Annotated in this window: 12 protein-coding genes; 8 read left to right on the top strand and 4 right to left on the bottom strand. The window is 60.5% G+C overall.

The genetic code is table 11. The features are described 5' to 3' along the window. Positions 1–49: 49 nt before the first annotated feature. Positions 50–1,387 carry a serine hydrolase domain-containing protein gene (locus CSQ91_RS22085; protein WP_257217442.1) on the bottom strand — a complete coding sequence of 446 codons (1,338 nt, stop codon included), beginning with the start codon at positions 1,385–1,387 and terminating at the stop codon, positions 50–52. Between the two features lie 226 nt (positions 1,388–1,613). On the opposite strand from CSQ91_RS22085, the gene CSQ91_RS22080 reads away from it, so the two are divergent. Beyond that, positions 1,614–2,354 (top strand): GntR family transcriptional regulator, encoded by a 741-nt coding sequence (locus CSQ91_RS22080; protein WP_034782800.1) that lies wholly within the window; start codon positions 1,614–1,616, stop codon positions 2,352–2,354. 2 nt (positions 2,355–2,356) lie between these two features. Here CSQ91_RS22080 and CSQ91_RS22075 read toward each other — a convergent pair whose 3' ends face one another. Together CSQ91_RS22075 and CSQ91_RS22070 are read right to left on the bottom strand one after the other, a co-directional pair. Continuing rightward, positions 2,357–3,484, bottom strand: coding sequence for a nuclear transport factor 2 family protein (locus CSQ91_RS22075; RefSeq protein WP_180278488.1), 1,128 nt, complete (start codon positions 3,482–3,484; stop codon positions 2,357–2,359). Between the two features lie 142 nt (positions 3,485–3,626). Then, positions 3,627–4,685, bottom strand: a complete 1,059-nt coding sequence (locus tag CSQ91_RS22070) for a helix-turn-helix transcriptional regulator (RefSeq protein WP_099389646.1) — start codon at positions 4,683–4,685, stop codon at positions 3,627–3,629. A gap of 190 nt (positions 4,686–4,875) precedes the next feature. Between CSQ91_RS22070 and CSQ91_RS22065 the strand changes: the two genes are divergently transcribed. The 7 genes from CSQ91_RS22065 to CSQ91_RS22035 all read left to right on the top strand — a co-directional run bounded on the left by CSQ91_RS22065 (position 4,876) and on the right by CSQ91_RS22035 (position 12,339). Beyond that, on the top strand, positions 4,876–5,757 hold the full coding sequence (locus CSQ91_RS22065; protein ID WP_070278408.1) for an N-acetylmuramic acid 6-phosphate etherase: 882 nt from the start codon (positions 4,876–4,878) through the stop codon (positions 5,755–5,757). 45 nt (positions 5,758–5,802) lie between these two features. Then, on the top strand, positions 5,803–7,113 hold the full coding sequence (locus CSQ91_RS22060; protein WP_052140151.1) for an MFS transporter: 1,311 nt from the start codon (positions 5,803–5,805) through the stop codon (positions 7,111–7,113). Positions 7,114–7,204: 91 nt separating this feature from the next. After that, positions 7,205–8,866 carry a glycoside hydrolase family 10 protein gene (locus tag CSQ91_RS22055; protein ID WP_099389645.1) on the top strand — a complete coding sequence of 554 codons (1,662 nt, stop codon included), beginning with the start codon at positions 7,205–7,207 and terminating at the stop codon, positions 8,864–8,866. A 94-nt stretch (positions 8,867–8,960) separates the two neighbouring features. Next, positions 8,961–9,908 (top strand): N-acetylglucosamine kinase, encoded by a 948-nt coding sequence (locus CSQ91_RS22050; RefSeq protein ID WP_257217441.1) that lies wholly within the window; start codon positions 8,961–8,963, stop codon positions 9,906–9,908. A gap of 30 nt (positions 9,909–9,938) precedes the next feature. Further along, positions 9,939–10,739 (top strand): N-acetylmuramoyl-L-alanine amidase, encoded by an 801-nt coding sequence (locus tag CSQ91_RS22045; RefSeq protein ID WP_099389643.1) that lies wholly within the window; start codon positions 9,939–9,941, stop codon positions 10,737–10,739. A gap of 83 nt (positions 10,740–10,822) precedes the next feature. After that, on the top strand, positions 10,823–11,725 hold the full coding sequence (locus CSQ91_RS22040; protein ID WP_034782805.1) for a LysR family transcriptional regulator: 903 nt from the start codon (positions 10,823–10,825) through the stop codon (positions 11,723–11,725). Continuing rightward, on the top strand, positions 11,725–12,339 hold the full coding sequence (locus CSQ91_RS22035) for a M15 family metallopeptidase (protein ID WP_092609872.1): 615 nt from the start codon (positions 11,725–11,727) through the stop codon (positions 12,337–12,339). The genes CSQ91_RS22040 and CSQ91_RS22035 overlap by 1 nt, the downstream gene beginning before the upstream one ends. Here CSQ91_RS22035 and CSQ91_RS22030 read toward each other — a convergent pair whose 3' ends face one another. Then, entirely contained in the window at positions 12,340–13,719 is a 1,380-nt protein-coding gene (locus CSQ91_RS22030) for a sodium-dependent transporter (RefSeq protein WP_099389642.1), read from the bottom strand. Positions 13,720–14,050: the final 331 nt, after the last annotated feature.

Here is a 14,050-nt window from a genome sequence, read left to right as displayed (position 1 = left end):
AGCCAATGAAACATCATGGTGCAGCCATAACTTTCAGGAATGCACCATTTCAATGCAAGGATGGATTGTTGTCAATTGCACCACTGTATAGCGCGGTGAGTATCAATTCCTCGTTGCGCCCCATGGCGGAATACGTGCCAGGATAATGTTCGGGATCGCTGCCCGTGCCGCCCACCAGCATCACCATGCCGTTCCTGTTCTTGAAATCGAGCACGAAGGCGGAGACCAGGCCATACGCGTCGCCCAGGTGGCCCACGGCCGTGAAGCTGGCACCCTCGACCAGGCGGTTGCTCTGCCCTGCCACCGCATCGAATTGCTGGTTGCCCAGGCCCCAGGCGTGGTACAGGCCCCGTTCGCTGTCGCCATTGCGTCCGTCCGGCGCCAGCTGCCATTGGCGGCCAAACATCAGCGCGATGCTGGCCGGCTGCAATAGTTGTTTTCCCTGATAGCGCCCGCCGTCGAGCAGCATCTGCATGACCGTGCCCAAGCCCGCAGCAGAGATGCGCAAGCCGCCCGTGGGGCTGAAGACGGTGGCATTGCTGCCGATCACATACCGTTCGAGGCCGGCTGGCGCGGTCGGTGGGCGTTGGTAAAAATCATCGGCTTGCGCGATCCAGGGGCCGTGTGGCTGCCAGATCTCCGTGTCGAGCGTGCGCTTGCGGTACAGGGTAGCCGTGTTTGCCACATCCTCCGCCGGGAAGGCGGCCGGATTGTAGCCGCCGCGCACATCGAGGGGATCGAGCAGCAGGCGCCGCATCAGCAAGTCGAAGCGCTCGCCCGTGACTTTTTCCATCACGGTGCCGATCACGCCCCAGTTCAGGTTGGCATACGTGAAATGGCGGCCCGGCGCCGCGGCCGCATCCCACATCGTATCGGTGCCGGCCGTAAACACGTCGCGCAAGCTGCGTTCGGGCCCCCAGGCATAGCCGCCCGCATCGCGCAGCGAGGAAGTGTGGCTGAGCAGGCTGCGCAAGGTCAACGGTTGCTGGGGGAAATGCGGGTTGCGCAGGGAAAAACCCAGATAGATGCCCACGTCCTGGTCCAGGCTCAGCTTGCCCTGCTCGACCAGCCGCATCAGGCCCAGGGTGGTCATCATCTTCGAGACGGAAGCGATGCGGAACAGGGTGGCTGGCGTCACGGGCAAGTTCTCTGTCGGCGTGGCGCCGATATGCCGGTAGCCAAATTGTTGTTGATACGACACCTTGCCGTGGCGGATGGCCAGCACGGACAGGCTGGCCAGCGGGTGGGCCGCATCATCGACGATGGCCGATAGCGTGGCATCGAGCGCGCGCTGCTGGTCCTTGCCGCTACCGGGCGGGGCGGCCAGGGCCGTCCACGTCGTACCCAGCAGCAGCAAGCCCAGTAAACCCGTCATTTTATTGTGCATGTTCCCTGTTTCGCGGTGTGGTGGAGGCGCCACCAGCATAGGGCGCGATGGTTTACTGCGCTAATGAAAATTGCTTATTTATCCATAATGCAAAGCTATACGTACGGTAAAACATTGTTTTTTTAAGTGTATAACCGTTATTTATGGTCATTTTCCATTTATTCATGGGTGGACGGGCTACGCGCAGGCGCCATCGCTATTACACTAGGAGGACAAGGAGAACTGTATGAGCCAGACCAGCGTAGAACTCAAGGTCGATTTAAATGACAATTCGCCTTTATATATGCAGATCGCCCGCAAGCTGAGCGATGACGTACGCAACGGCCGCTACCAGGTAGACCAGGCCCTGCCATCCGAACGTACCCTGTCCGAACTGCTCGACGTATCGCGCGTGACTGCCCGCAAGGCCATCGACCAGCTCGTCGAGCAAGGCCTCGTCGTGCGCCGCCGCGGTTCGGGCAACTATATTGCCCCGCGCATCGAGCAGCCACTGTCGAACCTGTCGAGCTTTTCCGAGCAGCTGCAGCAGCGCGGCTACCGCCCCGGCTCGCGCTGGCTCAAGCGCGAAGTCGTCATCGCCAGCAGCGATGAACAGCTGAGCCTGGGCCTGGCGCAGAACACGAAGGTGGCGCGCCTGGAGCGCCTGCGCCTGGCCGATGACGTCGTGATGGCATATGAAGTGAGCGTCTTGCCGTTCAGCGTGGTGCCGGAGCCTGAGGCGATGGGTGACTCGCTGTATGAATACTTGAGCAGCATCAAGAAGGCCCCCGTGCGCGCCTTGCAGCACATCCGCGCCATGAATGCGACGGACGTGCTGGCCAAGCAATTGGGCATCCCCGATGGCCAGGCCGTGCTGTTCATCACGCGCATCGCTTACCTGGAGTCGGGCGAAGCGGTGGAACTCACGCATTCGTATTGCCGCAGCGATCATTACGACTTTGTGGCGGAAATGCGCCGCGCTCCGTAAGCTTACTGCTCGATCAGGCGGATCATGGATTCCGCCACGCCGACAGACGCTTCCCAGCTCATGCCGGTCACCAGCCGGCCATCGACCTCGACGTGGCTCTTGCCGTTGGCGCCGTGCCTGAATATGCCGCCATGGCGCTTGATGCTCGCTTCTGCCGAAAAAGGATAGGCCTTGTATACCGGCGATTCCTTGTTCAGAAACGCATCGGGGAACGAGGTGAGGACCTTGCCCTGGATCAGGAAAGTACCGTCACGCAGCTTCAGGTTCTTGATGCCCTCGGTGCCATGGCAGATGGCCGCGATCACTCCGCCCTGTTGTTCGTAGATACGCAAGGCGATGTCCTGCAGCGCCTTGTTTTCCGGGATGCCGACGATGGCCGCGCCGCCGCCGACGAAAGCCATGCCCGCATAGTCGTCTGCCCTGACCTCGGAAACGGGCTTGGTATGGGCCAGTGCCCACATGAAGTCACTGTCGTACAGATGCTTCTTGAGCAGCGCGTCCGACGTGACGATCATTTCCAAGGGAATGGCGCCCCCCTCGGGACTGACGAAGTCGACGGTATACCCCGCTTTGCGAAAGACATCATAGGTATACGCGATCTCCGGAAAATTATTGCCAGCGTTAACCTTTGTGCCTGGATATTGATGCACATTCGACACCACCAGTAGCACCTTGCGTGCGTGGCGCGGGGCTGCTGGCTCGCGATCTGCCGACTTGCTGACGATTTTCCAGTTGCCGGCGATCTTTTTCAACAGAAAGACATCCACATAGCGGACCCCTTGTTCAGGAATGTGGATTTCGGCCTTGGCGGTGGCTACCTTGCCGCTCACATCCACCTTGATCAGTCGCCCGTGGCGCCCATTGAATTGCCCTGCTTTCTCCCGGGAAAAGAGTTTGGCGTATTCCGGACCGCTCAACTCCCATTCCGCATCGTTTTTGCCGTCCAGGTAAAGGCGGGCATTGGCATAAAAGGCCTGGTTGATCTCGCTTTGTACGTTAAAGCTGGTGCCATGCATATACAAGCGCACGGTCTCACGAATGGCATTTTCGTCTTGGTCTGCGGCGGTGCCGATGGCGGTGATGCTCAGGAAGCAACAGGCGAGTATGGTTCGCAATAAAAACTGAATCATGGATGTACCCTGCATATAGAACTGCGTTTATCGGAGCAACGACTATTTCAGATCGCTGGTGCTCGATAATTTATCGAAGTGCAGGGGAATGGATGTCGCCAAACACGATTTCAGACTCCGGAATGGCGATTCCGGAGTGCTTTCATGCGGAAATGGCCCTGGCCGGCTGGCCAGATTGAGCCCGGAAGCTGGCGGGCGTCTGTCCAGCCACTTTCTTGAAGGTCGAGTAGAAGGTAGAACTGGAATTGAACCCGCAGCGCTCGGCGACGGTATCCATGTTCCATTGCGGCTCGTCGCTCAATACCTGTTTCGCTTCGGCGATACGGTATTCGTTGACGTAGGTCGTGAAGCTCTTGCCCAGCTTGTCATTCAGTACCTGCGACACCTGCGCCTGCGTGCATCCCGCCCGCTTGGCGAGTTGGGCCAGGGTCAGGTTCGGATTCAGATAGGATTTCTGTCCGCTCATCTGTTGTTCCAGCGCGGCAAGCACGGCCAGCGTATCTTCGTGCGCCAGGCGGTTATTCTGGTACTTCTGCTTGGGCTCGGATGGCGTCAAGCCTTCCTTTCTCAGCAGAAAGACCATCACCGCCACATGCAGCGAGAAGGTGAATGACAAGGCGCCAACGATATAGGACGTGAACGGCGTGCTCGCGTACGCCGCCAGCATGACGCAGCTGCCTGCAAAGACGCTCAGCAGGAGCACGCTGCTGGTCGCCATCCGCTGTCCCTCGTTCCACCATGCGCGGCGGCTTTGCCACAGCAGCCTGGCGGTTGCCAGCAGGTAGGATAGCCAGAACACATGAATGGCATGGCTCGACTGGTTCCACACAGCACGATACGCGGAATACGGAAAGGCAACGCCAATGCCGATCAGCAGGAAGGACAAGCCCAAGTGCCAACGCCATTGTTGTCCAGCAGGCAATTGCGCGAGCCCGGCCAAGAAAGAGCGCACATAGAGATAGGTCAAGGGACCGATCAGCAGGCAGGCCGACAGGCCCAGCTGGCGGAACTCGATTGCGATCGCCGGGTTGAAGTAGAGGAAGGCGGATTTGGCGGTGCGCACCCCGACGGCAAGCAGCAATGCGCCCAGCATGCAGTCGGCCAGGCAGCGGGGCCGGCGGCTGAAAAAATAGACGGCCAGGAAAATGCCGTTGATGGCGCCAAGGGCGCTAAACAGGAACAGCAATTGGCGAGCGATCATGGGGCGTGTCGTGGATGTTGGCGTCGAACCCAAGTATAGACACAAACGGGAGCGTATCGAAGTACAAGTAGGACATCATCACGTTCCTGCACCAGCCATAAACTCCCGTTATGCCCGCCCGCCATCCTTTCATGGTTGATCCCGCTCGTTGGTATTAAACTGGTTTCACGGTCAACCATGTTCTGAAATCATGTTGAAAACTGAAACTCCGAGCCGGCGGCATCCGGATCTGGACCTGTATCCGGTGGAGCAACTGGTGGCGGCGCTGGTCGATGACCAGTTCTGGGCCGTCGAGGCTGTGCGGCTGGCGTCGCCCGACATCGCTGCGGCCATCACGGCCGCCCTGCCCCGCATCGCTGCCGGCGGACGCCTGCTGTACGTGGGCGCGGGCACGTCGGGCCGCCTGGGCGTACTCGACAGTGTCGAACTCAATCCCACGTTTTCGTGGCCTCCCGAGCGAGCCGTCGCCATCCTGGCCGGCGGCGCGGGCGCCATGTTCACGGCTGTCGAAGGGGCGGAAGATAATTTGCAGCAAGGCGAGGCGGATTTGCTGTCCCTGCAGCCGCAAGACAATGACGTGGTGATCCTGCTGGCCGCCTCCGGCGCCACACCGTATGTGCTGGGCGCCCTGCTGGCCGCGCGCAAGGCGGGCGCTTTGACGATAGGCATCGCCAACAATGTGGATGCGCCCGTGGCGCACGAGGCGCAATGCGGCATCGTGCTCGACACGGGCACTGAAGTCATTTCCGGCAGCACCCGCCTGAAAGCGGGCACGGCGCAAAAAATCACCCTGAACACGATTTCCAGCGCGCTGATGGTCGGTTTGCATAAAACTTACGGAAACTTGATGGTAGACTTGAAGCCGACCAACGCCAAGCTGATCTGGCGGGCGGTGCGTCTCACCATGCACGCCACCGGCGCCAGCGAAGTGCAGGCCAGGACCGTGCTGGAGCAATGCCAATTTCACGTCAAGGTGGCGATTGTTGCCTTGATCAAAAAAATCAACACAAACCAGGCACAGGCATTGTTGGCCGGCGCGGACGGCAGTGTGCGGGCGGCACTGGCGGCGTGATCCGATGGCGCGGCATTCTTTTGTCTGGGAGACAACGAAGGATGTATGGAGCTAGTGAAACAAACCGCCCCGGCGCGCGCGAATAAGCCGTCAAATAAGCCGTGGCTGTGGATCCCTTCCCTGTATTTTGGCCAGGGCATCCCCTATGTAGTGGTCATGACACTCTCCGTGATCATGTACAAGAACTACGGTTTTTCCAATACGGATATCGCGCTGTATACGAGCTGGCTATACTTGCCGTGGGTCATCAAGCCCCTGTGGTCGCCCTTTATCGATATGTACCGCACCAAGCGCTTCTGGATCGTCGGCTTGCAACTGGTGATCGGCGCCGCGCTGGCGCTGGTGGCCCTGACGACGTCGCTGCCGCACTTTTTCCAGATTAGCCTGGCGATCTTCTGGCTGATGGCCTTCAGTTCCGCCACGCATGATATTGCCGCCGACGGTTTTTATATGCTGGGCCTGGAAGAACACCAGCAGGCGGCCTTTGTCGGCGTGCGCAGCACGTTTTACCGCCTGGCGATGATCGCCGGCCAGGGCGGCCTCGTGTACCTGGCCGGCTATCTGACGCACGCGACGGGCAATGTGCAGCTGGCCTGGTCCGTCGTGTTTGCGATTTTGGCGGGCCTGTTCATCGCCCTCTTCCTGTACCACTATTTTGTCCTGCCGAAACCGCAGGATGACCGCCCCAGCATCCAGGGCGCCGGTGTTTCTCCGCTGCAGGAGTTCGTTGCCACCTTTGCCTCCTTTTTCAAGAAGAAGGATATTTTGGTCATCCTGGGCTTTCTGCTGCTGTTCCGCCTCGGCGAAGCGCAACTGCTCAAATTGGCCGCGCCCTTCCTGCTCGACCCCGTTGCCAAGGGCGGCCTGGGCCTCAGCACGGAACAGGTGGGCCTCGTCTACGGCACCATCGGCGTGATCGCCCTGACCTTGGGCGGCTTGCTGGGCGGATTCATCATTTCCCGCTTCGGCTTGAAACGTTGCCTGTGGATCATGGTGCTGTCCGTCCATTTGCCCGACCTGGTGTTTGTCTATCTGGCCACCGCTTTGCCCAGCAGCATCTATGTGATTGCCGGTGGCATCGCCCTGGAGCAATTTGGCTATGGCTTCGGTTTCGCTTCGTATATGTTGTACATGATCATGGTCTCCGATGGCGCCCACAAAACGGCCCATTACGCCATCTGCACGGGCTTCATGGCCCTGGGCATGATGCTGCCGGGCATGGCCAGCGGCTGGATCCAGCAAATGCTCGGTTACCAGCATTTCTTCATCTGGGTTTGCATCGCTACCATTCCCGCTTTCATCATGGCCGCGCTGGTCAAGATCGATCCCGAATTCGGCAAGAAGGCCGAAGCCTGATTCTTTTGAACCGTGCGCCCGCATGGATGGCGGGCGCACAGTAAAATGCCCGCACCGATAGACCTGCGCTTCACCACTGCAAGGAATTGTTTTGTTGTCTACTTTCAAAAAACGCCTGGGCGCCAGCGCCGGCGTACTGGCCGCGTTGGCCACCGCCACATTGCTCAGCAGTTGTACCAGTACCAGGCTACCCTCCGCAGTGACGCCAGGCGAAGCGGGTTTGCCGGCCGTGCCGCCCGTGCAGCACATCACGGGCGAAGTGCCGCCGCCGGCACCGCGCGAGTTCCGCGCCGCCTGGGTCTCGACGGTCGCCAATATCGACTGGCCCAGCCGCAGCAATTTGCCTGTCGCCAAGCAGCAAGCGGAAGCGCTGGCCATTCTCGACCGCGCCAAGTCCTTGAATCTGAACGCGATTGTGTTGCAGGTGCGGCCCAGCGCCGACACGATTTACCCATCGCAACTGGAGCCTTGGTCGGAATACCTGACCGGTAAGCAAGGCCAGCCGCCGTTGCCCATGTATGACCCGCTGGCCTTCTGGGTGGCGCAGGCGCATGCGCGTGGCCTGGAATTGCACGCCTGGTTCAACCCCTACCGTGCCCGTCACGCGACGGCCAAGTCGCCGCTGGCACGCGACAGTTTCGCTTCCACCAACCCGGCGTCCGTCAAGCAATACGGCCGCTACCTGTGGATGGACCCGGGCGACGCCGCCGCCTCGAAGCATACGACGGAGGTGGTGCTGGACGTGGTGCGCCGCTACGATATCGACGGCGTGCACATCGACGATTACTTTTATCCGTATCCGATCGATGCGCCTGGCGCCGGTGCGGGCGCCGAGACGGCCGCGCTGGACGCGGGCAATGGCGGCGCCAAGCGCGAACTGCCGTTCCCCGATGAGCCTTCCTGGCAGCAATATTTGCTGGCCGGTGGCCAGCTGGACCGCCCTTCCTGGCGTCGCCAGAATGTCAACCAGCTGATCGAAGCCTTATATACAGGCATCCACCGCGAAAAGAGCTGGGTGCGCTTCGGCATCAGCCCGTTCGGCATCGGCCGTCCTGACCGCCGCCCCGCCGGCATCGTTGGCTTCAGCCAGTACGATAAATTGTATGCGGATGCGGAACTGTGGCTGGCCAAGGGCTGGCTCGATTACCTGTCGCCGCAGTTGTACTGGCCCGTGGCGCAGGCGCCGCAAGCGTTTGGCGTGCTGCTCGACTACTGGCTGGCGCAAAATCCGTATGGCCGCCACGTGTGGCCCGGTTTATACACGAGCCGCATCGACAATTCCGCCAAGTCCTTCACGCCGCAAGAGATCATCAAGCAGATCGAAGTGACGCGCACGCGCCCCGGCGCGAATGGACAAGTGCATTTCAGCATGGTGCCCCTGATGCAGAACCGCAAGGGTGTCAGCGAGCAACTCAAGGCGACCGTATATCAAAGCCCTGCCCTGATTCCCGCCACGCCATGGCTGGGCAAGGAAGCACCGGGTACGCCCGTGCTGGCCTTGCGCCGCGATTCCACCAGCCTGAACATCAAATTGACGGCGGGCGGCGGCAAAGCCGTGGCGCAGTACGCGGTCTGGGCCCGCTACGGCGAAGACTGGCGCTTTACCGTGGTCACTAGCGTGCAAGGCGAGCTGACCCTGGTCGACGATGCCATTGGTAAAGTCAATGCGGTAGTGGTCAGCGCCGTGGACCGCCTCGGCAATGAAAGTCCCCGCGTTACCGTGCGCGCACCGTTTACGGCCCCTGCCAAGTAGTTGTTGACCGTTCACCGCTAGTCCATAACCTGCAGTCATGAAACATGCGCAAGCTTTCATGCCTGCAAGCTCAGCTTGGCTTTACACTCATGCCATGATTTCCTTCCCTGTAACCAATACTGACACTGCCGTGCTGGGGCTGGGCATCGACGCGGGCGGCACGCAGACGCGCTGGGCCCTGGCCAACGGGGACGGCGTCATCGTGGCCGATGGAGCTGTGGAAGGCTTGTCTGCCTTGCAAATGAGCAGCGCAGCGGGCCGCGTGGCCGTGCACGCCGCATTTTCCAGGTTGAGCGAGGCCGTGCTGGCCGTTGGCCAACCGCGTGCCGTGGTGGCGGGCTTGACGGGCTTTGGCGGCGACGATGTGGCGCTGGCGCCCATGCTGGCAGAGTTGCTGGCGCTGGACGCCGGCGACGTACGCTTGGGCAACGATATCGATATCGCTTATCGCGACAGTTTTGAACCCGGCGAAGGTTATCTGGTCTACGCTGGCACGGGCTCGATTGCCGCCTGGATCGATGCGGATGGCGTATTTCATCGCGCAGGCGGGCGCGGCGTGCTGCTTGACGATGGCGGTGGCGGTTACTGGATCGCGCGCGAAGCCTTGCGCTACATCTGGCGCCGCGAAGACGAGGCGCCTGGCAGCTGGCAAGACTCGCCCATGGCCGAAGCCGTGTTTGCGCAACTGGGCGGCAGCGACTGGTCGCTGTCGCGCGCCTTCATGTATGGCCAGGACCGGGGCGCCATCGGCCGGCTGGCGCTGGCCGTGGCCGCCAGTGCGGAAAGCGACCCGCTGGCGCTGGACATCTTGCAGCGCGCGGGACAGGAACTGGCGCGTCTGGCGCTGGCCTTGACGACGCGCTACGGTCCCCGTCCTGTGGTGCTGGCGGGCCGCGCGGCGCAATTGCACCCGGCCATCGCGGTTGCCATGCGCGACGCTTTGCCGGTATCGTTGATGATGGAGCAAAAAGTTGCCCGTTCGCATGAGGCTGCGGCCAAGGTGGCAGCCAGGGCAGCCAGCCAGCGTACTGGCAAGAACTGAACATTTTACCAACCCGAACACGGATCTTTCATGAAAAAAATTGCCCTCGCCCTGCTGGTGGCCCTGCTCTCCGCCTGTACCACGCCCGCGCCGCACCTCGACCACAGCTTGAACGCGCGCAGCCAGAGCCCGCGCGTGAAATTCATCGTCATCCATTACACGGTCAGCGACCTGCCCCGCTCGATCAAGATCCTGACGGAACAAGTGGTCAGCAGCCATTATTTGCTGACCGACACGGACAAGCCGAAGTTTTACGTGCTGGTCGACGAATCGCGCCAGGCCAATCATGCGGGTGTGAGTAACTGGAAGACTTATACACAGCTGAATGTCAGCTCGATCGGTATCGAGATCGTCAACCCGGGCTACAAGGACACGCCGGAAGGCCGCCTCTGGTATCCATTCCCGCAAGCGCAGATCGATGAGCTGATTCCGCTGTTGAAAGATATCCAGGCCCGCTACAACATCGCGCCGGAAAATATCCTTGGCCATAACGAGATCGCCCCACAGCGCAAGCAGGATCCGGGACCGCTGTTTCCTTGGCGCCAGCTGGCCGATGCGGGCCTGATCGTTTGGCCTGACGCGAACCGTGTCGCCGCGCAGCGCCTCATTTTTGAGCAGCAAGTGCCGGATGCCGTCTGGTTCCAGAAAAAGCTGGCCCAGCACGGCTATGCGACGCCGAACACGGGCGTCTTCGATGAAGCGACGCGCAATGTGCTGATCGCCTTCCAGATGAAATACCGCAACACCTTGTTTGACGGCACGCCCGATGGCGAAACGGCGGCTCTGCTGGAAGTGCTGACGACGCCGGCCCCGGCTGTTGCAACAAAGTAGCATGGCCGTTCCAGCCCATGACTTTTTCTTATATGCTGAACGTTGACGGCCCAGGTGGCCACGGCAAGGTAAAGGAATAGCTCATGCGGCTGCGTCATATCGAAGTGTTTCACGCCATCATGCAAGTTGGCACCATCAGCGGTGCGGCCCAGGTGCTGCATATCTCGCAGCCGGCCGTGACCAAGGTCTTGCAGCATTGCGAATTGCAACTGGGCATGCCGCTGTTCGAGCGCGTACGGGGCAAGTTGTATCCGAAGCCCGAGGCACACCGCTTGTTTGTCGAGACGGAAAAGCTCAACCGCGATTTATTGGGCATCCGCCGTCTGGCAGCCAGCCTGAAGGGTCATGCGGTGGAAACCATCCGCCTGGTCTCCACGCCGACGATCGCCATCAGCGTCTTGCCGTTTGCCATGACGGAGTGGCGGCGCGACTTCCCCCACACGCGTTGTCAGCTGGCTACCCACCACACGGGCGAGATCGTCAATACCTTGCGCCTCGGTGAAGCGGACTTGGCCGTGTCGCTGCAAGACCCGCGTCATCCGGGCATCGTGGCTGAACCCATCGCGCAGGGCGTCATGACGGTGATTGCGCCGGCCGGCACCTGGCATGCGGCCGATTGCGGCACGCCGTTGACGGCGCATGGCTTGAACGGCGAGCTGATCGGCCATGCGGACAACGATCCGCTGGGCGAACTGGTGGTCGCCGCCTGCGAGGCGCAGGATATCCACCCCGTGTTTTCCACCGTGGTGCAGACCTATCAAATCGCCCGCTCCCTGGTGGAAGCGGGCGCCGGCATGGCCGTGGTCGACCCTTTTACGGCCGCGTCCGGCTCGCCTGAGCGCCTGCAGCGCCGTCCTTGGGCGCCCACCATCCCCATCCAACTGTATTTATTGACGGCGAGCCACTCGCCGCTGTCGCATGGCGCGCGGCGCCTGGCCGACAGCATCGGTGTGGCGGCGCGCAACTGCCTGGAAAGAGGAGTCTGATGTCTGTTGCAAGTTTGCAATTAGAAGCGGTCGGCAGCGATCCGCAATTTCGCCACCTGAGCAGCATCGCCGGCATCGCCGTCGACTTGCGCTATGCCACGCCCGACAATTTCGTCGGCCGCGACTTATACAGCCCTATCGATTGTGCCTGGCTGCACCGCGATGCGGCGGCCGCCCTGGAAAAAGCCGTGGCCTGGCTGGCCGTGAAGCGCCCCGATCATCATTTATTGGTGCTCGATGCCCTGCGTCCGCAACGGGTGCAGCAGCAATTGTGGGATGCGTTGCAAGGAACGGAATTGCTGGGCTATATCGCCGAACCGTCGCGCGGCTCGATCCACTCGTTCGGCATGGCGCTCGACATCACCATCGTCGGCCCGGATGGGCAGGAACTGGACATGGGGACTGGCTTTGACGATTTAAGTGAGCGCTCGCACCCGGCGCTGGAGCTGGTTTTGCTGGAAAAAGGGGAAATTACGGAGGAGCAGGTGGCGCACCGCCGCCTGTTGCGCGACGCCATGTTCCAGGCGGGCTTCTTCGGCATCAACAGCGAATGGTGGCATTTCGATTGCGGCGACCGGGTGCTGGTGCGCCAGACCTACACCCGGGTTCTCTGATTAGAAGACCTGTAAACCCTTCAGCATCACGATCAGGATCAGCACGGGCGAGACAAAGCGCAGCAGGAACAGCAGCACATGCGCCAGGGTTTTATTTTGCAGCTGGCCATGGTTGCCGATCGCATCAATGAAATGGTCCTTGCCCCAGGCCCAGCCTGTAAACAAGGCAATCGCGATGCCGCCGACGGGCAGGAAGATATTCGACGAGACGAAGTCGAACAGATCAAACATATTCAGATTGAATAACTTGAAGTCCGCCAGCGTGCTGTTACTGAGGGCGCATACGGAACCGAGCACGGCCAGCAGCAGCATGGTCACGATGGTGGCCCTGGTGCGCGTCCAGCCGAAACGTTCATGGAAAATCACGACGGGCACTTCCATCAGCGACAGCATCGCCCCCGTGGCGGCCACGGCAGCCAAGATGAAGAACACCACCATCAGAGCTTGTCCCATCGGAATTTGAGAAAACACGGCGGGGATCGTGATGAACACCAGTGACGGTCCCGCGCTGGGGGCGAAGCCAAAGGTGAACACGGCGGGGAAGATGGCGATGCCGGCCAGCATCGATACGCCGAGGTCGGCCGCCATCACGCGTAAAGTCGTGACGGGAATATTCTGGTCATCGCGGAAATAACTGCCGTAGGTCATCATCGTACCCATGCCGACGGACAATTTAAAGAAGGCCAGGCCCATGGCCGTCAGCACGACGGAGGCCGTCAGCTTGGAAAAATCAGGACGGAACAGAAACGCCAGGCCTTCGCCCGCCTTGTCCAGCGACAGGCTGACCGCGCACAGCAGGAGCAACAGCAGGAACAGCAGCGGCATCAGTTTCTTGGCGATCGCTTCGATGCCCTTGGTCACGCCCAACATCAATATGCCGCCGATAAACAGCAGCACGCCCCATTGCCACAACAGCGATTGCAGGGGATTGCTGATCAGCGAAGCGAAGGCAGCTTCTGTCACCAGCTTGTCGCTGCTGAGGATGGAACCATCGATGGCCTTGGCGATATAGGCAAACACCCAGCCCACCACCTCCGAATAGAACGCCACGATCAGGAAGGCGGCGATCATGCCGATGAGGCCGACCAGCCACCAGGGCTTGGCCTTGGGCGCCAGCTTTTCCATGGTGGAGATCGGGTTGACCTTGGCGCGGCGTCCCAAGGTGATTTCCGCGATCATCACGGGCAGTCCCACTAATAAGGTGGCGAGCAGATAGATGAGCAGGAAGCCGGCGCCGCCATTGGCGCCCGTCAGGTAGGGGAATTTCCAGATATTGCCGAGACCGACTGCGGAACCGAGGGTGGCGGCGAGCACGCCGAAGCCAGTGGTAAAGCCAGCCCGTTTCAGGGTCAGGCCTGATCCTTGAGCTTGTTGTTTCATGGTGAATCTTCTATGGTGGGACGCGAATGTGCGCTGAGGGGGCGAAATTGTAGCAGTTGGCCGCAAATACCCCGGAAAAGCCTTGCTTCCGCTGGGGCGCTTTGCTATAGTTCGCCTCCCCAATGAGACGCACTAGTTTGCGGCACAAAAGGGACAGCCTTCAGGGGCTGGGTAGTAGAAAAGAAGGTGTTGACGATTGTGCTGAAATGCTTCATACTCTTCCTTCTTCGCAGCTGACAAACACAACGCTTTGTCGATAGCGCGAAAGCAGTAACCGAATACAGTTCTTTAACAATTAACAGTCGATAAGTGTGGGCATTTGATGTAAGTG

It is taken from the genome of Janthinobacterium sp. BJB301 (assembly GCF_002735685.1).
Lineage (GTDB): Bacteria > Pseudomonadota > Gammaproteobacteria > Burkholderiales > Burkholderiaceae_D > Janthinobacterium > Janthinobacterium lividum.
The sequence above is the reverse complement of the archived record's forward strand: the minus strand, read 5'-3'. Positions and strand labels throughout refer to the sequence as shown.

Excerpts from the sequence above, each read along its gene's own strand:
- CSQ91_RS22085 (WP_257217442.1), bottom strand. The coding sequence starts at position 1,387 with ATGCACAATAAAATGACGGGTTTACTGGGCTTGCTGCTGCTGGGTACG.
- CSQ91_RS22080 (WP_034782800.1), top strand. The coding sequence starts at position 1,614 with ATGAGCCAGACCAGCGTAGAACTCAAGGTCGATTTAAATGACAATTCG.
- CSQ91_RS22075 (WP_180278488.1), bottom strand. The coding sequence starts at position 3,484 with ATGATTCAGTTTTTATTGCGAACCATACTCGCCTGTTGCTTCCTGAGC.
- CSQ91_RS22070 (WP_099389646.1), bottom strand. The coding sequence starts at position 4,685 with ATGATCGCTCGCCAATTGCTGTTCCTGTTTAGCGCCCTTGGCGCCATC.
- CSQ91_RS22065 (WP_070278408.1), top strand. The coding sequence starts at position 4,876 with ATGTTGAAAACTGAAACTCCGAGCCGGCGGCATCCGGATCTGGACCTG.
- CSQ91_RS22060 (WP_052140151.1), top strand. The coding sequence starts at position 5,803 with ATGGAGCTAGTGAAACAAACCGCCCCGGCGCGCGCGAATAAGCCGTCA.
- CSQ91_RS22050 (WP_257217441.1), top strand. The coding sequence starts at position 8,961 with ATGATTTCCTTCCCTGTAACCAATACTGACACTGCCGTGCTGGGGCTG.
- CSQ91_RS22045 (WP_099389643.1), top strand. The coding sequence starts at position 9,939 with ATGAAAAAAATTGCCCTCGCCCTGCTGGTGGCCCTGCTCTCCGCCTGT.
- CSQ91_RS22040 (WP_034782805.1), top strand. The coding sequence starts at position 10,823 with ATGCGGCTGCGTCATATCGAAGTGTTTCACGCCATCATGCAAGTTGGC.
- CSQ91_RS22035 (WP_092609872.1), top strand. The coding sequence starts at position 11,725 with ATGTCTGTTGCAAGTTTGCAATTAGAAGCGGTCGGCAGCGATCCGCAA.
- CSQ91_RS22030 (WP_099389642.1), bottom strand. The coding sequence starts at position 13,719 with ATGAAACAACAAGCTCAAGGATCAGGCCTGACCCTGAAACGGGCTGGC.